At 65.0% G+C, this 13,988-nt stretch carries 26 protein-coding genes; 3 read left to right on the top strand and 23 right to left on the bottom strand.

All coding sequences use genetic code 11. The annotated features are described in order from the left end of the window. From AC5P7R_RS10285 to AC5P7R_RS10175, 23 genes are all read right to left on the bottom strand, one after another. Positions 1–306: a VpaChn25_0724 family phage protein gene (locus tag AC5P7R_RS10285; RefSeq protein ID WP_478438528.1), complete on the bottom strand. Its 306-nt coding sequence runs from the start codon at positions 304–306 to the stop codon at positions 1–3. Next, the gene (locus AC5P7R_RS10280; RefSeq protein ID WP_478438530.1) at positions 306–581 is read right to left on the bottom strand and encodes a hypothetical protein; all 276 of its coding nucleotides are present in this window, start codon (positions 579–581) and stop codon (positions 306–308) included. The genes AC5P7R_RS10285 and AC5P7R_RS10280 overlap by 1 nt, the downstream gene beginning before the upstream one ends. Then, positions 578–682 (bottom strand): TraR/DksA C4-type zinc finger protein, encoded by a 105-nt coding sequence (locus tag AC5P7R_RS10275; RefSeq protein ID WP_495213841.1) that lies wholly within the window; start codon positions 680–682, stop codon positions 578–580. Before AC5P7R_RS10275 ends, AC5P7R_RS10280 begins: the two co-directional genes overlap by 4 nt. Before the next feature lie 100 nt (positions 683–782). After that, positions 783–986: a hypothetical protein gene (locus tag AC5P7R_RS10270; RefSeq protein WP_049451771.1), complete on the bottom strand. Its 204-nt coding sequence runs from the start codon at positions 984–986 to the stop codon at positions 783–785. Next, entirely contained in the window at positions 986–1,636 is a 651-nt protein-coding gene (locus AC5P7R_RS10265) for a hypothetical protein (RefSeq protein ID WP_478438534.1), read from the bottom strand. The genes AC5P7R_RS10270 and AC5P7R_RS10265 overlap by 1 nt, the downstream gene beginning before the upstream one ends. Next, on the bottom strand, positions 1,627–2,319 hold the full coding sequence (locus AC5P7R_RS10260) for a transglycosylase SLT domain-containing protein (protein WP_111102543.1): 693 nt from the start codon (positions 2,317–2,319) through the stop codon (positions 1,627–1,629). The genes AC5P7R_RS10265 and AC5P7R_RS10260 overlap by 10 nt, the downstream gene beginning before the upstream one ends. Continuing rightward, entirely contained in the window at positions 2,316–2,639 is a 324-nt protein-coding gene (locus tag AC5P7R_RS10255; RefSeq protein WP_111102545.1) for a putative holin, read from the bottom strand. Before AC5P7R_RS10255 ends, AC5P7R_RS10260 begins: the two co-directional genes overlap by 4 nt. Before the next feature lie 165 nt (positions 2,640–2,804). Further along, positions 2,805–3,320 (bottom strand): hypothetical protein, encoded by a 516-nt coding sequence (locus AC5P7R_RS10250; protein WP_494527796.1) that lies wholly within the window; start codon positions 3,318–3,320, stop codon positions 2,805–2,807. Between the two features lie 3 nt (positions 3,321–3,323). Further along, positions 3,324–3,752 (bottom strand): Mor transcription activator family protein, encoded by a 429-nt coding sequence (locus AC5P7R_RS10245; RefSeq protein ID WP_180867388.1) that lies wholly within the window; start codon positions 3,750–3,752, stop codon positions 3,324–3,326. Then, positions 3,752–4,357, bottom strand: a complete 606-nt coding sequence (locus tag AC5P7R_RS10240) for an HI_1489 N-terminal domain-containing protein (RefSeq protein ID WP_206621403.1) — start codon at positions 4,355–4,357, stop codon at positions 3,752–3,754. The genes AC5P7R_RS10245 and AC5P7R_RS10240 overlap by 1 nt, the downstream gene beginning before the upstream one ends. Beyond that, positions 4,354–4,626, bottom strand: coding sequence for a hypothetical protein (locus AC5P7R_RS10235; protein ID WP_478438538.1), 273 nt, complete (start codon positions 4,624–4,626; stop codon positions 4,354–4,356). The genes AC5P7R_RS10240 and AC5P7R_RS10235 overlap by 4 nt, the downstream gene beginning before the upstream one ends. Before the next feature lie 37 nt (positions 4,627–4,663). After that, entirely contained in the window at positions 4,664–4,918 is a 255-nt protein-coding gene (locus AC5P7R_RS10230; RefSeq protein WP_478438540.1) for a hypothetical protein, read from the bottom strand. Continuing rightward, positions 4,915–5,340 carry a gp16 family protein gene (locus AC5P7R_RS10225; RefSeq protein WP_478438559.1) on the bottom strand — a complete coding sequence of 142 codons (426 nt, stop codon included), beginning with the start codon at positions 5,338–5,340 and terminating at the stop codon, positions 4,915–4,917. Before AC5P7R_RS10225 ends, AC5P7R_RS10230 begins: the two co-directional genes overlap by 4 nt. After that, positions 5,340–6,062, bottom strand: a complete 723-nt coding sequence (locus AC5P7R_RS10220; protein WP_478438542.1) for a DUF2786 domain-containing protein — start codon at positions 6,060–6,062, stop codon at positions 5,340–5,342. Before AC5P7R_RS10220 ends, AC5P7R_RS10225 begins: the two co-directional genes overlap by 1 nt. Next, positions 6,059–6,343, bottom strand: coding sequence for a hypothetical protein (locus AC5P7R_RS10215; RefSeq protein ID WP_478438544.1), 285 nt, complete (start codon positions 6,341–6,343; stop codon positions 6,059–6,061). Before AC5P7R_RS10215 ends, AC5P7R_RS10220 begins: the two co-directional genes overlap by 4 nt. A 1-nt stretch (position 6,344) precedes the next feature. Beyond that, positions 6,345–6,959: a DUF3164 family protein gene (locus AC5P7R_RS10210; RefSeq protein WP_111102562.1), complete on the bottom strand. Its 615-nt coding sequence runs from the start codon at positions 6,957–6,959 to the stop codon at positions 6,345–6,347. 22 nt (positions 6,960–6,981) lie between these two features. Beyond that, complete coding sequence (locus AC5P7R_RS10205) at positions 6,982–7,503, bottom strand: hypothetical protein (protein WP_146268421.1); 522 nt, start codon at positions 7,501–7,503, stop codon at positions 6,982–6,984. Positions 7,504–7,527: 24 nt separating this feature from the next. Further along, positions 7,528–7,818, bottom strand: coding sequence for a hypothetical protein (locus AC5P7R_RS10200; RefSeq protein ID WP_111102566.1), 291 nt, complete (start codon positions 7,816–7,818; stop codon positions 7,528–7,530). After that, a complete protein-coding gene (locus AC5P7R_RS10195) occupies positions 7,815–8,033 on the bottom strand; it encodes a hypothetical protein (RefSeq protein ID WP_111102567.1) in 219 nt (72 codons plus the stop codon). Before AC5P7R_RS10195 ends, AC5P7R_RS10200 begins: the two co-directional genes overlap by 4 nt. Further along, entirely contained in the window at positions 8,030–9,259 is a 1,230-nt protein-coding gene (locus AC5P7R_RS10190) for an AAA family ATPase (protein WP_478438547.1), read from the bottom strand. The genes AC5P7R_RS10195 and AC5P7R_RS10190 overlap by 4 nt, the downstream gene beginning before the upstream one ends. Next, entirely contained in the window at positions 9,259–11,253 is a 1,995-nt protein-coding gene (locus AC5P7R_RS10185; protein ID WP_495213832.1) for a transposase domain-containing protein, read from the bottom strand. Before AC5P7R_RS10185 ends, AC5P7R_RS10190 begins: the two co-directional genes overlap by 1 nt. Beyond that, positions 11,253–11,627 carry a hypothetical protein gene (locus AC5P7R_RS10180; RefSeq protein ID WP_111102573.1) on the bottom strand — a complete coding sequence of 125 codons (375 nt, stop codon included), beginning with the start codon at positions 11,625–11,627 and terminating at the stop codon, positions 11,253–11,255. Before AC5P7R_RS10180 ends, AC5P7R_RS10185 begins: the two co-directional genes overlap by 1 nt. A gap of 146 nt (positions 11,628–11,773) precedes the next feature. Then, positions 11,774–12,124, bottom strand: a complete 351-nt coding sequence (locus AC5P7R_RS10175) for a helix-turn-helix domain-containing protein (RefSeq protein ID WP_111102575.1) — start codon at positions 12,122–12,124, stop codon at positions 11,774–11,776. Positions 12,125–12,285: 161 nt separating this feature from the next. Between AC5P7R_RS10175 and AC5P7R_RS10170 the strand changes: the two genes are divergently transcribed. From AC5P7R_RS10170 to AC5P7R_RS10160, 3 genes are all read left to right on the top strand, one after another. Continuing rightward, positions 12,286–12,822: a hypothetical protein gene (locus AC5P7R_RS10170; RefSeq protein WP_478438551.1), complete on the top strand. Its 537-nt coding sequence runs from the start codon at positions 12,286–12,288 to the stop codon at positions 12,820–12,822. A gap of 601 nt (positions 12,823–13,423) precedes the next feature. Further along, the gene (locus AC5P7R_RS10165) at positions 13,424–13,720 is read left to right on the top strand and encodes a hypothetical protein (protein WP_021202190.1); all 297 of its coding nucleotides are present in this window, start codon (positions 13,424–13,426) and stop codon (positions 13,718–13,720) included. After that, positions 13,720–13,983 (top strand): hypothetical protein, encoded by a 264-nt coding sequence (locus AC5P7R_RS10160; RefSeq protein WP_021202191.1) that lies wholly within the window; start codon positions 13,720–13,722, stop codon positions 13,981–13,983. Before AC5P7R_RS10165 ends, AC5P7R_RS10160 begins: the two co-directional genes overlap by 1 nt. The last annotated feature ends 5 nt before the right edge of the window (positions 13,984–13,988 follow it).

The raw sequence follows: 13,988 nt of genomic DNA, 5'->3' as shown, positions 1-13,988 counted from the left end.
TTACCGCGCGCTCGGACGGCGGACGCCGGGCACGGACGTCATGCCGGTGGCAACGTCCTGGCCGCGCTGGGTCAGTTCGGCCACCAGGACGCCAGGCACCGCCTCGCTCACCCGCAGCAGGCCCTGCTCACCGAGCCAGGTCAGGTCCGTCAGGACATCGTCCCGGCTGCCCGCCACAGCCATGTGGTGCAGCCCCGCGTGCAGCGTGGAGCTGTTGGCGCGGTAGCCATTCTGTTCGGCCAGCAGGCGCAGCAGCACCAAGCGGCGGTCCTCGCGCATGCGCTCGGCAAAGGTCTTCTGGGTCATCAATCGTTCTCCAACAGATGGGTTTGGACGGTCATCAGCATTTCGTTCGTGGCTTCGAGCTGAACCTCCAGCGTCGCCAGGCGCTCGAACACTCGCTGGACTTCTTGGCGGGAAAGGTGGTGCTGGTAGTGCACCTCCAGTTTTGTGACGCGGTCGGCCAGGCCTGAGTGGCGCCACCACAGAACGATCCCCACCAGCAGGTTGATCGACACCAGGCCTGCCACCAGCACCAGGAGACCCACCACCATCGGCCCGGCCGTCACCGCGTCGTTCATCGGGCCTCCAGCGCGCCAGCGCACGTCACGCAGCGGCGGGTCCGGGGCACGGCGCGCTGTCGGGCTTCTGGGATGCTGGTACCGCAGTCCACGCAATCCATCGGTGTCAGGATTGCGGGCGGTCCAGCCAGATACGCCTCACGCGCGAGCCGGTTGCGTTCGTGTGCCTCCCAGGCTCTTGCGTCGACCTCACCGGCCATATCAGCGTCGTCTTGCACTCGGGTGTTTCCTTCCATTGATCAGGTCGAAGAGATCGGCCGCGCAGCCCGCGTAGGCGCGAGCCTGGCCCTCCAGGGCGGCGGCGCGGTCGCCGCGCAGCTTCTTGGCTTCAGTTCTGCACCGCAGTGCCAGGTCGAGGTACTCGTTGCGCAGGGTTGCCAGGTCCTTCTCGGTTGCGCCTGCCATCACCGCAGCCCGCTGCTCGAACCTGCGACTGCTCCAGCGCCCGGCAGTACCACTGCCATGCCGTTGCCTCCCAGTCGTCCGTGGCCAGGATCAACGCCCGGCCCCGTGCGCTGCAGTCGTGATACAGGGATGCCACCAGGTCGTGGTTGCCCAGCAGGGTCGCCAGAAGGTCGTTGGGTGCCATCGGCAGCGCCGGGCATTCTTGCTTCAGGCTGGCCTGGATCGCGGGCGGGGGGGGCGGCGGCGGGCTTGCCTTGGTTGCTTTGGTTCCAGTGCCGCAGGACGTCAGCGCCAACGCGAGCAGTACGCAGCTCAGGGCGACGTTCCAGCAACGATTCCAGCGCCCCTCGCTGGTCTTCGGTGAACCTGCGGTTCTCTTCACGGGTCTGCTCCAGGGATTCGGCAATGGTGTTCATGCGGTCGATCGCCTGGGCGTAGGCGATGGCCGTATCGGCGGCGCGCGTGTGCAGGTCGGTGAGCTGCTGCTCCAGGTCCTTGATGTACGCCTGGTGTTCGGCGCGGTCCTTGATCGCGCGCCCGCCCTCGGCCCAGCGATTGCCTGCCCACAGGCCTGCGGCGATCGCGGTGGCCAGCAGCAGCGCGATGGCCAGGAGCTTTCCTGCGGTGGACTCAATGCGGCTCACTGACATGGAGAACTCCCCGGCCACCCGGCCGCGATGTAAGCCGGTTCCAGCACCAGCAGGATGCGTCGCGGATAACCGATGTTCTCGCGGTGCGCCCAGTCGGCTCGCGCGCGGAACTTGGCGACCTGGTGCCAGTCGTTGGAATCGGCGCCGGCCGCATATGCCAGGCTGCGCTCGCGGTTGAGAGCCTTCTCACCACCGTTGTAGGCGCGGAACGTGAAGGCCCAGCGGCTGCACTCAGACATCGTCCCACCGCCGTACACCGCGACGCGGTCGAGCAGCCAGCGGTCATACAGCGCCGCTGCAAGAATGGCCTGCTGTGCGTTCCAGGGATCGAAGGCTGCCAGATCCTTGGGGAACACCGTCGCGATCCAAGTGGCCGTCTTTGGCATGAACTGCGCGATGCCCTGGGCGCCAACCGGTGAGCGCGCGTCGGCGCGGAAGCCCGATTCCTGATGCAGCTGCGCGGCCAGTCGCGCAGGGCTGCCATGCACGCCCCAAGCACGGGCGGCAGCTTGCTCAACGCGGTGGCGGTACAGCGCTGAGGCGGGAGCAACGCGGACCGCCGCCTGCTTGGGCTCTGCGGCAGCTGCGCGGCAGCAGCTGCCGATGGCCAAGACTGCAACCAATGCCAGGACCACCGCGACCAACAGGCGCAGCGCCCGATCGGGGTAGCCGCGCCGACTCATCCGATCAACCCTGCGGCAATCATGGCTGCCGCGATCAGGGTCACACGGCGGGTTTGCGCCATCGACTTCTCCAGGCCGTCCTGCAGGTGGCGGGGATCAGCACCACGGAAGACGGTCAGGTCCACGCCGAAGCCGATGGCAGCGGCCAGCGTCAGCTTGGACGCGGCCCAGATGTAGGAAGCCACCAGCACGGGATTGATCAGGGCGACCACCGCCAGCAGTACCAGGCTGATGGCGAACCACAGCCAGATGTAGCCGATGCGGTCGAGCAGCGAGCCAATGGCCGAGGTGACTCGCAGGAAGGGGTTGTTGGGTTGCATGTGCACTCCGCTGTTATGGGTAGCGGGGTGCGATGCCGGCACTTGCTGTGCCATGGCGCCCCCGTGGTACACAGCTTCCGCGCGAGAGCCGGGGGATCGGGATTAACAACCGTTAGTGCAAAAAAAAGGCCCCGCAGATGCGGGGCCTTCTTGGTGCTGCTGAGGTTACGGTGCCGCCAGTTCCATCTCAACACGGACCCGGCCAGAGGTTTCGGTAAGGCGCTGCTTTGCGCGCACCAGTCCAGCCTGCCACTGCGGACTGCCGTCCATGTGAACCATCCGGAAATTCTCGTAGTACGCCATCTGCGCTGAGAAATCCTCCTTCATGGCCTCGCGCAGGTCCGATTCGGGTAGCGTGCGGATCGCAAGCGCGTACTTCTTGGCGATGTCCTTTCGGCGATCCTGGGCGAGTAAGGCAAAGTCGTTGAGCGAGGCCGGGCCGGGGTTGAGCGATTCCTTGCGCAGCAGTGCATTGGCCTGCATGAAGGAGACGTCAGCCTGGACGGTGGATTCAACTACCACGCTGGACAGTTGATCGAGATTCTCAATAGCGATGATCGGGTTGTTGATCGGCCCCGTACCCGCTGGCTGTGCGGAGGCCTGGCCGATAATTGCGCTGTCGGTGTGGTTTGCGCAGCTCGCCAGGGCGAGCAATGCAAAAGCCAGCATCGTGTTCTTCATTTCCTACCCCTGTTCCTTGAAGTCAAAATGACTCTGCACCTTGGACAGGTGCAGCTCCTTCTGCTCGCGGCAGATTCGATAGACGCTGACATCCGTCAGCCCATACTCCCGCGCCAGTTCCTGAATGTTACCGCGCTTCGCCCGCCGATAGATCTCAGCGTCGCGCAGGGCGTTGCGGAGGCGCTGCCCGCGCGGGAGGTACATCATTCGGCCACCGGCATACTCGGCCTGGGCGAGGACGCCAGCCAGGGCGTACCTGGTTGCCATTTCCTCGTCCGCGCCGCTTCGCTGGAAGGCCAGTTCCATTACCTGCACCAGCGCGACCAGCTGAGCCGCCCAACGCGACTCGGGCAGATCGATGCCACCACGCTCGATGAGCGCAGCAGCTTCTTCGCCTTCGGGCATGCGGATCAGATCGCGCTGTTCAACCATCACACCTCTCCGTACTTCTCATGGGCCTTGCGGCGTTCTTCCTCGGCTTCCTCTGCGTTGTACTGTCCGAATTCCTCCATCTGAGCGATCCAAGCCAGTTGGCGTTGCAAAGGTGTTTCTGCATTGGGTGAGGGATCGATGCCGGTGGTTCCGGAACTACGCGTCAGGTGCTTGCCCGAACGCGTGTCTTCTTCGCGCTTGCGCTCCGCCGCCGCGTCCTGCTTGTCGGCCAGTCCGTAGACCACGGCGCGCAGGTATCCATGGGAGTCCAGCGGCAGCGAAATGGCCGACCGCTGAGCGAGCATCTGCTCGATTCCTGCTGTCCAGACCGCAGGGCCTGCAGGGCGGCGAACGCCAGTGCGCTCGTCCTTGCAGACGTGACCGGTTGCGATCAAGTCCGCCACGTCCTGGGCGATCTTCACCGCCCGCTGCAGACGCAGTGAACTCTTCGGCGGCTTGAACAGCCCGAGATAGCCCAGAACTGCCTTTGCCAGCTCCTTGGTGGGCATCTCGGCCATGATCATTGCCAGCCGCTTGCCGTCCTCTTCGACAAAGAAGGTGGCGATATGGCCTTGGCAGCCACAGTCGGGGCATGTCGCTTTCATCCTTCGTGCCCCAGCAGACGCGGCTTCCGAGCGCGGGGCGTGGGCGTCTCTACCGTTGCCCGGACGTTGCGCGGGGAGACCATCTGCATCTCGCAACGCGGCCGCTCGCCGGCGACCCAGTTTCCATAGCCTCGCTCCATGTCGTGTTCGACCTCGACGGCGTTGCGCAGGAGGGCCATCGCTTTGAGCCCATCGGTGGCAGGCATCAGCACCTGCACGAACCCGATGGTCACGACGCAGCAGTCCTTCATTTCACGTTTTGCGCTCATCGTGCGCCCCCTTCAATCTTCGTTTCCATGGTCTGCATCAGTTGACCCGCAGGTCCTTCATCGTGAGGAAAGGCGGGTTGTCCAGGCTGCGCGTCGCCTCAGCCAGGAACTCCCGCACAAAGGTGTCTTGCTCGCCGCCTGCTCGCAGCAGTTCAACCGCGATCACGGTCATCTGAGTCAGGTATGGGATGACCTGCGGCGGGGGCAGCTGGGCAACCCGTTCAAACGTCGTTTGCAGCGCTTCCTTGGTGGCGCCCTTCATCGCTTCTTCAAACAGCTGCTGTTTGCTCACGTCTTCTTCCCTCGGTTCGCGTCGATCTGCAGGGCTGCGATCAGGCGGTGCAACTGATCGCCTTTGAGCCACTCCAGGCGATCCACCTTGAACATGCGATTGGCTATGGCCAGCGCGTAGCTCCAGGGACGGCCGGCATCAGCCAGGAGCGCCTCGATCTTCTGCAGCATCGGAGTGTCATCGACCGTTTCCGGCCGGCCCGGAAAGGCGGCGCTGCCGTCCAACTTCTTGGCTCCGGTGAACCCCAGGCGCCGCAGCTCGCTGATGACCTGGTCGCGCTCACCGACCGACATTCGAGCGGTGGAGTCCTTCCCGGTCACGCGGCGCAGCAGGTCCCGGTAAGTAGCGTCGTCCAGCCCGAGCTGGGTGGCAGCCAGATGGATCTTGGCGATCTGTGCCCGGCGCGGGTCCCTTTTGGTCATCACGGGATCACCTCCAGCTGGCGCGTGGCCATGCCCACGCCTTGATTGAGCTGGGCCTGTTTGCCTGCCTCGAAGCCCGCCCAGCGGTCGTTGTCGCTGGCACGCCCCTTGCTGATTTCCTTGCCGGAGGTGGTGCCCAGCTGGCCGTGGCGCAGAGCAATCGCGGCCTCAATCGCAGATCGGCGCTCCTGCGTCATCTCCTCTTGCGAGAACAGGCGACGGAGCGCCGCCACGAATCCGCGAGCGAACTCCTCGCCGCGACGATCACGGTTCGCCTGCTTACGAATGCGTCGGGTGTGGGCAGCCCTGCTGCGCTGCAGCTGGCGCCGCAGCACGGTGAACGCATACCCGGCCACCTCCGGGTCCGAGCCGGTGCCGTAGAACTCCACCACGGTCTTACCCGTCACCGTCACGAGCCCGGAGCGGACACCCAGGCAGCGGCGGCGCTGGATCACCAGGGAGCAGCGGTAGCCGCTCGCCACCAGGTCGGCCAGGGCGACCAGGGATTGCGGGATCTCACCACCCCGATAGCCGGTGGGCGCCTCGGAGGATCGAACGTCAGCAGCAGCTGCGTCTTCCTCACTCAAACCGTGCTGTTCCATCAGCGCACGGGCTTGTCGCAATGCCGTCGCTGCTTCGGTCGGGTTGTCGGATGCGGCAAGGCGCAGGCAAGCCTGGATCTTGCGGAGCGCGCCGGCCCGCGAGGCGTTGGGCGCGGTCATACGCCCACCGCCCGGTCTTCAAACCGCACCAGGTTGGGATGCTGCGGGTGGCGGCGCATCACCCACGGGAAGACGCCTTCACCCCGTAGATCGATGTACTCCAGGGCATCCCGCACCATCGACACGTCCTCGTCGTAGAGCCTGGGAGCGTCCAGGTCGTAGTGCTGGATTCCGTCGACCCAGACGTCCTTGGCGAACAGTTCTATGTCGCTACGCACTGTGCGGTCGGCAATCTCTGCCGCGAGCTGCAGGTACTGCGCAATGGTTTGCTGCTTGGGCATGTCAGACCCCCGCCATGTCGAGGGTGATGGGCTGATACTTGCCCTTGTCGTCGCGCTCGTACAGGCGCACATAGGACTTGCTGCCGACCACTTGCACGGCTTGGCCAATGGCCTCCATTGCGCGCTTCCAGCGGTCGTCCTCGATCTTCAGCCGGCGCAGCGACAGAACCTGACCGGTGCGGATGTTGCCCTGACTGTCCAGCCGGAACGCGTCGTTGATGATGGCCTGGATCTCCGGGCTGGCATCTTCGGTCCATTCGGTCAGGCAATCATCGATCAACGCCTTTGCTGCCTGCAGCCGCTCGTCAAAGCGGATGTTCTCCTGAATCTGCCGGATAATCTTGTAGCGCCCGTTGAACGTCAGCAGGGTGACGTTGCCCTTCTTGCCACCGATAACTACGCGGTACTGCTCCGCGCTGAGCTGGACGAACGCTGCGATGTCGGCATGTGCACGCAGCTTGAACGCTGCCAGTGCCTCATGCAGGCGCTTGGCCTCGGCGACCAGCTCTTCGACAAGGTCGTCGCGCGCCTGGTCGATGGGGCGGATGTTCTTCTCGGGCACCAGGTTGCCCTTGGCGTCCTGCCGGTAGCCGACAGGAATGGTGGCGGCTTGCATGTTATCGGTCTCCATTTCGTGTTCAGCGAGCAACGGTTTCGGCAGCGGCGCGGGTGGCGCGATCGGCCTCCAGCAGGTGCTGGATGGTGAGGTGTGGCAGCTCGATGCTGCAGGCATCGACCAGCGCTTCGTGGATGTCCTGGTTGATGGTCTCGATTCGCTTGCGAAGAGCCATCGGATCATCTTGCCCACCTCGCTGACTGGCTTCGGTCGTGAGCGTGAAGCTGTCCGCCAGGACTTCCGGTGGGCTGCCGATCTTGATCACGCCGTCCTCGACGGAGAATGGTGCGACGTGAATCGCAGCAGCCGCATGGTCGCCAGGGCGCCTCAGCGAGTGAACTGCCGCATTGCCGGTTCCTTCGGTCTCCAGCTCACCTTGCCCTTGCAGAGCGAACACTGCGGAGGCCCGCTCTGCTGCTGGAACGTCCTCCAAGGCTTCGCGCAGCTGGGAGGCCGTGATCATGCCGCCAGCATCCCTGGCACTGGCCACGATTCGACGCCGAACCTCTGCTCGCTCTTCTTCGGTGAAAGGTACTTTGTTCATCTTCTATCTCGGCTCGGTGCGGGGTCAGTGGCGGGTCTGGATGGCCAGCGAACAGACTTCCCATTCGATCTGGCACCCGAAGAACGGCGCGGCCATCACTGCGCGCTGGACCATCTGGCCGGTGCCTTTGCGGACGTGCTGCACGCCAGCCAGGAACGCGTGGTCGCGCGGCGGGTCGATCACAATCAAGGGCTTGCCGCCCGTGATTGAGATGGATCGAGGGACACAGCCATGGCCGGCAAGCTGGGACACGGCGCCCTGTGCGGTCTTCAAAAGGTCATCAAAGGTGGGCACTGCCTTGGTCGAACTGCTCATGCGGGGAACCCTCTCTGTACGTTGGCGTGGGCTTTGGATTGGTTGGCGAGCCGGAGCAACTCGCCGACTGTCAGGTCATCAACCGAGGTTCCGCGCTCGGCAATGGCCTGGACGAGGTGGCAGCGCTGCGGCAGTGCTTCCTTGCGATCGAGCTGGCTGATGCCTGCGAGGGCACTGATCAGGTCGGCGGTGATTCGCGGGATCTGAGCGCTCATGCTGCAAATACCCCAAGCTCCTGCGCTGCGTAGCGGATCGACTCGCAGCACATTGGTTCCTTCTTCGCCTTGGCGTAGACCGCCGCCAGGCGCAGCACCTTGTTCAGCACGCGCAGCGCGCCGGGACGGTCCGCAATCTGGCGAATCTGATCCCTGCAGCTGGCGTCGGTGATGTTCCAGGCGTCGATGATTGCGTCCGCATCGCCCTTGACCGCCTTGTGGACAATCAGGCGCTTGCCGACGCGGCTGTAGAGGCGGTCGAGGAAGGGGGCGCGGTTACCGCCGGTCATCTGCGAGATAACCCGCTCATTGCCCACCAGCACCAGGCCGATGCCGGTCTGGTCGTTGATCGCGCGCACCTGGTCCAATGCCTGCACGGTCAGGTGCTGGGCTTCGTCCAGGATCAGCAGGCCGTTGGTGTTGCGGACCTTATGGAAGATGGCGCGCTGGATGTAGGCGGCGGTGTTGACCAGGTCGCGCAGGCCCATGGCGCCGGCAATTTCCTGAAGGCACGTCAACACGCCACCAGTGGCAGGAGTCAGCTCGACGTGCCAGACGTTCGGGTTGACGGCGGCGTAGCGCTTATTTGTGACCGTCTTGCCGACGCCGGCGCCGCCCGCGATGACTGCGATGTCGCCGGCCATATGGGCGTACTGCAGCACAGCACGCAGCTTCTCGCTGGTCGGGGTGCGCACATAGTCCGGGCCTTCGGGCAGAGCGCCGTTGCTGATGCGCTCATCGCGGGACGCCAGCCAGCCAGAGAGCTTGCGGGCCACGTTCTGCTGGTTGCCAGCGTAGGTGCCGCCCAGGAACTGCGAGAGCGTGGCGCTGCTGATGTCCGACTCCCTTGCCAAGCGGGCCTGGCTGAGGTTGGTGTCTTCCTGCAGCGTGATCCGCAGCCGTTCGCGCAGTTCGGCGAGCTGTTCGGGGCTCAGTTCTTCGGGAGTGATCGAGGTGACAGCCAGGTTCATTGTGAGTGGTTCCTTGGAGTGGTGCGGGTGCAGCGGGGAGACAGGTGGAAGAGGCGGGCGTTTGAGTGAGGCCAACTTGGTTTTCCGGCGGATGACGCTGCCGCCGGGTCCCGTGGCCTTGGGCTGCTTTCGGTGGTCAACGCCAGAGCGCAACCTCAGTTGCGCCTGGTGTCGGGGCGGGTGGGAGCCCTCGTTACGGATGCGCTGCAGGTAGGCTTGGCGCCGCTGGTAGCCGGTGGCGAGGTTCGTCTGCATCAGGCCTCCCCATCGGTAGTGCTCCAGAGGCTGTTGCGCTGCTGTTCGGACTGCATGCGGTCCATCAGCGACACAAAGGCGGTCTGGTTGTCGTCGGTGCCAGTACGCTGCTGCACGATGCGTTCGGCTTCTTCCGTGCGCGAAGTCTTGCGACGGCCAAACATCGGCGCGATAACGCCGGCCGGCGGCAGTTCTTCTGGCATCGGCGAAGGCAACTGCGCGGCGACCTTGGAAACCTCCATCCGGCGCTCGGCGTCCAACTGCTTGCGAGTTGCAGTGCGGTAGTTCTTCTTGGCGCGCGCGTGCTCGCGGGCTGCGCCGGTATCTGCGAAGCCGACAGCCGCGATGCACTCGGCCTGACCGATATAGACATTGGCCAGGGTGTAAGCCTGGACGGCCTGGTGCAGCTGTTCCGGGTCAAACCGCAGCATCAGCTTCTGGCCCGCGTAAGGGGCGATTGCTTCGCTCCAGTACCGGTTGCCGGACAGACGCACCGAGCCATCGCGGCGGTCGCTGGTCACCACGTCGGTGGACAGCAGCAGTTCGCGCAGCTGCTCGGGCGTTGCCTTTCGGATCGGCGCCCTGGAGTAGCTCTCCTGGAATGCGGCGTCGAAACTACGGCCGGCAGCGGTGCGGGTGCGTCGGCCTTCGCGGGCGTTGTGGGCGGCGATTTCCTCGTTGACCACCCTGACGAACTCGTCCAGGGCGATCGCCTTGCTGCCGTAGTTCTCCGGCTTGGCGTCAGGCTTGTTGCCGGTGTAGGCGCCCGCGAACGCGGGGTGCTTGGCGATGCGGTCGCAGAGGTCACGCCATGCGCGCTCGATCGGCTTGGCCTGGCCGTGGTACGGCGTGGCCCAGTGAATCTCGCAGCCCATCGCGGTCAGGACACCGGTCGGATCATCCTCGCGGACCTTGAAACGGAATCGGTTCTTGGTGCCGCCCGTGAGCATCTTCGAGGCGAAGCCGCGACCGTTGTCCAGCCAAACCTTCGACGGGATGCCGTAGCGCTCCATGACGTCACGGAACGCGAAGCGCGCCAGGTCGGCCGACTCGGTCTCAGCGATGCGGTAGCCCAGCAGCTTGCCGCTGTAGAGGTCCTGCACGCCGACCATGATCGGCCGCGCCACTGTGCCATCGGGCCACCTGGCGAACACGTCGAACTTGTGGCCGTCGCTGTTGACCGCCTCCAGGGCGTGAAACACAGAGCGGTCGCGCTCCTGGGTCGGGAACGTCTGATCGAACTTCTCCTGGCCCTGACGGGCCAGCACCAGCACTGCACGCGGCAGTTCCGCGTCGATTCGGCGCTGGAATGTCTTCAGGCACGGCAGCGCCGGCCATTCCGTCTTGATGGCGGCGATGCGCTGCAGGCGGTCATAGCAGCTGCTGGCGGTGGGTGCTTCAACACGGAGATAGTCCGCCTTGAACAGATCCCACGCCTCGGCCGGGATTTCGACCCGCGCAGTGCGGCCGGTGTAGGCCGGCACCAGCATAGCCAGGCGGTGATGCTTCTCGACCTTGGCTACCAGCGCCGCCCAGCGGCCGAGGCTGGCCACGCTGGCGCCGCCAACGTTCTCGCGCTGCAGTTGCGCGGCGACCAGGGCGCGCGCATCCATGACCGGCCGGCCATCGGCGACCAGCTGATCTACCGCCTGCAGAGCGCGCAGGCGGCGGTGCGCTTCGTCTTTCAGGTGCTGGGGCACTGCTTCGTAGCGCTTCCAGGCGGAGGCGATGCGGTCCGCGCTGGACTGCCGGGCTGCGGTCGGGGTTGCTGCCGGAGCAGTGGCCTGCGTCGCCAAAGCTACCGCCGCCTGCATTTCCAGCGGGAGGCTGGAGACCGCAAAGATGCGCTGTTGGCCCCCACGGACGGTGCGGGACTCAAATGGCCACTTTTCGCGGTTGGCGCGGATTTCGATCGCGCGCTTGGACTTGCCGAGGGCACTGGCCAGAGAGGCCAGATCGATGCCGCCCCGATTGGGCAGGGAACCGTCTGCCATTACCTGCCGCTCCTTTCGCTCAGGGTGCGGAGCGCGCGGAGCCGCTTCAACGAGCTTGCGCGCTCGCGTTCCGCTCGCCCGATTTCAGCGTCGAGCGTGTCGGCGCCCAGCAGCAGCTGGCCACCAATGGTGTCCGCCTGCCAGCCAGCCAGGTCGGCGCTGTTGCACACGACTTCGAGCACCGGGGCGAGCCACAGCGGGATGTTGAAGGTCTGCCGGCTCGGGGCGGTGTAGCCATCGAGCATCGCCTTTGAGACGTGCTGGCCGGTCAGCCGGCTGGCGCGGGCGGCTACTTCGTACCGGTCCAGCCCAGCGGCATGGGCAGTTTCGAGCATCTGGCCGACCATCACGCTGACCGCTTCGCGGAAATCCATGGTTCCGGGGACCTGGGCCACTGGCTGCGGGGCCAAAAAGAAGTCTTGCGGGGGGCGGGCCTGGCGTGGGTGACGATTCATCCTTGCGTCTCCTGCAGGTGAGCGGCGCGAGTGCGCCTGGGGGAAGCTGTAGATAGATGCACCCTTCATTGGGAGGCACCCATTTGTGGATTGCGGCCTGCGCGGAGGCTGCTAGGCTTTGCACCAGGGGGTAGCAGCGGTTTGCGCCCCCCCTGGCCACGGTTCGGTTTGCCGTCGGCGTCATATCGGGTGGGCCAGATGGCCTGGGGTGGCTTTCCGAGCGCCTCGGCGATCAGTGCCTCTGCTTGCGGGTATGGCCGACGAAGAGCGGTATTGAGGCTGGTAGCGTTGGTGTAGCCATTCAGTAGTGCGAGCTGGCGCAGGGAGATTTTTCTGCGATGCAGCGCCGCTACGATGTCGGCGGGATGCCAGTCCGTAGCAGGACTGGCTTTTCTCGGGGCATTCGTTGCTGACACTTCGTACCTGTCCGTTGAGTGATGTCTACGGGGCAGATGCTAAACCCATTTGGGTGCTTGTCAACAACCGTTTGTGTTTCGCACTTCGCTTTTCGAACCACAAACGGGTGTTACCGGGGATTTGCCGATATGAAACAAATACTTACAGGAAGTGCGAAACGATGATCGCTCGCGAAAATTCTGTTCGCACTTCGGCCGAGGAAAGCGCGAAACCCGAATGGGTGTCGATTGGTGCGCGACTGGCGACCGTTCGGGGGTCTCGAACCCAGGGCGAGATGGCCGCGCTTATGCGGGTGGCCAAGAACACGTACGGGCGCTTTGAGCGTGGTCTGCGCGAGATTGGGGCAGAGTGCTTGGCTGTCTTGGTCAAGGACGGGTGGAACAGCAATTGGCTGCTTACGGGAGAAGGCCCGGAGCGCCTGGATTCCGGCCCTATCCAGCGTCAAAACAATGACTTGCCCCAGTCTCAGGTGGTGCGCCACACGTCTGTGAAGATCGCCGCGCAACTGCTTCAGGAGGCGCTTGATGACGCAAATGCCACGCTGGCCCCGGCCCAGTACGGCGAGGCGCTTGTTCTCCTGGCGCAGCTGCTGGAAAAAGGACTGCCGGAGGCCGAAGTACGGCCGTTTGCCCGGCAGACAGTCGGGATGATCACGACAGGGGCACCGAATGGAGCAACAGCGGCAACTGGTAGGTAAGTTGAGGGCAATCCTGGGGGACGCGATCCCCAGGCATCCTCGGAATGAAAGGACTCTGGAGCCAGTGACAGCGGCCCACCACAGACGCGCGCGGGCCAGATTCGAGATCCGCGACATTGCGACGCGGTACGGGTGGCAAGGCGAAGTAGAGCGCGCCCTGGTGCGCTTTGAAGCTCCTTCGCTCAAGTACCTGGGCATTGATCAGCTCGACCAGGTGCTGGCGCAGCTTCGATCACTGGAGGAATGCCTCCATACGCCCTGCGACCCCGCCGACTCTCCGCCAGCTCGTTGAAGCCCCCTTCAAACGCCAATAGAACGGCCGCCATCGCTGGCGGCCGTTTTGCATTTCATGTGTCTCTCGCGGTCATTTCGGGTCCATTTCGCAGACCAACCTATATCTATCGATAGAGGTCACTCAGGCGGGGCAAACCGAGCAACGGCGGGGCTTTCGTCCCATTTCGTCCCGTTTTTTCCCGTTCTTTCCCCTGTTATCAATCCTCTAGTCCCCCCACATCGTGATGCGCCACCCGCTTCGACCGGCTGCCGCCGGCCCCGCCCGTGCCCCGCGTTCGCCGACCCGCCGCCGCGCAGGCTGCCCGCGATGATCACCGTCGGCCTCTCCACGCTGGGTTTCTGCAGCCTGGGCATGTTGGCGGCGATGTTCTCGGCACTGGCCTTCTATGCGGCCTCGCCCCACTGCCGCTGGCCGCGCCTGCGCCGCGCCGGCCGCCTGGGCCGCCAGATCGGCCTGGTCGCCGCTGCCGCCGCGCTGTGGCTGTGGATGGCCGAGCTCGGCTTTGCCGCCGGCCTGGTGGCGATGTTGTGCACCTGGATGCTCGCGGCCATGCTGCTGCCGGCGCTGGCCGCCTGGCACCGACCGGGCACGGAGTTGCCCTGATGTGGGCGCGCGCCTTCGCCGGCATCATCGTCGGCTTCCTGCTTGCAGCCGCCGTTACCGGCCTGCTGGCCTGGCTTCCGCCTGGCCCTTGGCAGCGAGCGCTGGTACCTACCCTGATCGCCTTCATCCCGCTGTGGATGCTGGCCGCCTTGTGGTCGTTCAGCTTCCGCAGCGCGCTGCGCGCCTGGCTGGTGCTGGGCGGCAGCGCCGCCACCGGCTTCGTCGTGCTCGGGCTGCTGCGCCTGACCGGCGCGGTGCAATGAGATCC

The sequence above is a fragment of the Stenotrophomonas sp. YJH_SMC_27 genome (assembly GCF_059369815.1).
This window is presented reverse-complemented; position numbering and strand designations above follow the sequence as displayed.

Excerpts from the sequence above, each read along its gene's own strand:
- AC5P7R_RS10285 (WP_478438528.1), bottom strand. The coding sequence starts at position 306 with ATGACCCAGAAGACCTTTGCCGAGCGCATGCGCGAGGACCGCCGCTTG.
- AC5P7R_RS10280 (WP_478438530.1), bottom strand. The coding sequence starts at position 581 with ATGAACGACGCGGTGACGGCCGGGCCGATGGTGGTGGGTCTCCTGGTG.
- AC5P7R_RS10275 (WP_495213841.1), bottom strand. The coding sequence starts at position 682 with ATGGATTGCGTGGACTGCGGTACCAGCATCCCAGAAGCCCGACAGCGC.
- AC5P7R_RS10270 (WP_049451771.1), bottom strand. The coding sequence starts at position 986 with ATGGCAGGCGCAACCGAGAAGGACCTGGCAACCCTGCGCAACGAGTAC.
- AC5P7R_RS10265 (WP_478438534.1), bottom strand. The coding sequence starts at position 1,636 with ATGTCAGTGAGCCGCATTGAGTCCACCGCAGGAAAGCTCCTGGCCATC.
- AC5P7R_RS10260 (WP_111102543.1), bottom strand. The coding sequence starts at position 2,319 with ATGAGTCGGCGCGGCTACCCCGATCGGGCGCTGCGCCTGTTGGTCGCG.
- AC5P7R_RS10255 (WP_111102545.1), bottom strand. The coding sequence starts at position 2,639 with ATGCAACCCAACAACCCCTTCCTGCGAGTCACCTCGGCCATTGGCTCG.
- AC5P7R_RS10250 (WP_494527796.1), bottom strand. The coding sequence starts at position 3,320 with ATGAAGAACACGATGCTGGCTTTTGCATTGCTCGCCCTGGCGAGCTGC.
- AC5P7R_RS10245 (WP_180867388.1), bottom strand. The coding sequence starts at position 3,752 with ATGGTTGAACAGCGCGATCTGATCCGCATGCCCGAAGGCGAAGAAGCT.
- AC5P7R_RS10240 (WP_206621403.1), bottom strand. The coding sequence starts at position 4,357 with ATGAAAGCGACATGCCCCGACTGTGGCTGCCAAGGCCATATCGCCACC.
- AC5P7R_RS10235 (WP_478438538.1), bottom strand. The coding sequence starts at position 4,626 with ATGAGCGCAAAACGTGAAATGAAGGACTGCTGCGTCGTGACCATCGGG.
- AC5P7R_RS10225 (WP_478438559.1), bottom strand. The coding sequence starts at position 5,340 with ATGACCAAAAGGGACCCGCGCCGGGCACAGATCGCCAAGATCCATCTG.
- AC5P7R_RS10220 (WP_478438542.1), bottom strand. The coding sequence starts at position 6,062 with ATGACCGCGCCCAACGCCTCGCGGGCCGGCGCGCTCCGCAAGATCCAG.
- AC5P7R_RS10215 (WP_478438544.1), bottom strand. The coding sequence starts at position 6,343 with ATGCCCAAGCAGCAAACCATTGCGCAGTACCTGCAGCTCGCGGCAGAG.
- AC5P7R_RS10210 (WP_111102562.1), bottom strand. The coding sequence starts at position 6,959 with ATGCAAGCCGCCACCATTCCTGTCGGCTACCGGCAGGACGCCAAGGGC.
- AC5P7R_RS10205 (WP_146268421.1), bottom strand. The coding sequence starts at position 7,503 with ATGAACAAAGTACCTTTCACCGAAGAAGAGCGAGCAGAGGTTCGGCGT.
- AC5P7R_RS10200 (WP_111102566.1), bottom strand. The coding sequence starts at position 7,818 with ATGAGCAGTTCGACCAAGGCAGTGCCCACCTTTGATGACCTTTTGAAG.
- AC5P7R_RS10195 (WP_111102567.1), bottom strand. The coding sequence starts at position 8,033 with ATGAGCGCTCAGATCCCGCGAATCACCGCCGACCTGATCAGTGCCCTC.
- AC5P7R_RS10190 (WP_478438547.1), bottom strand. The coding sequence starts at position 9,259 with ATGCAGACGAACCTCGCCACCGGCTACCAGCGGCGCCAAGCCTACCTG.
- AC5P7R_RS10185 (WP_495213832.1), bottom strand. The coding sequence starts at position 11,253 with ATGGCAGACGGTTCCCTGCCCAATCGGGGCGGCATCGATCTGGCCTCT.
- AC5P7R_RS10180 (WP_111102573.1), bottom strand. The coding sequence starts at position 11,627 with ATGGATTTCCGCGAAGCGGTCAGCGTGATGGTCGGCCAGATGCTCGAA.
- AC5P7R_RS10170 (WP_478438551.1), top strand. The coding sequence starts at position 12,286 with ATGATCGCTCGCGAAAATTCTGTTCGCACTTCGGCCGAGGAAAGCGCG.
- AC5P7R_RS10165 (WP_021202190.1), top strand. The coding sequence starts at position 13,424 with ATGATCACCGTCGGCCTCTCCACGCTGGGTTTCTGCAGCCTGGGCATG.
- AC5P7R_RS10160 (WP_021202191.1), top strand. The coding sequence starts at position 13,720 with ATGTGGGCGCGCGCCTTCGCCGGCATCATCGTCGGCTTCCTGCTTGCA.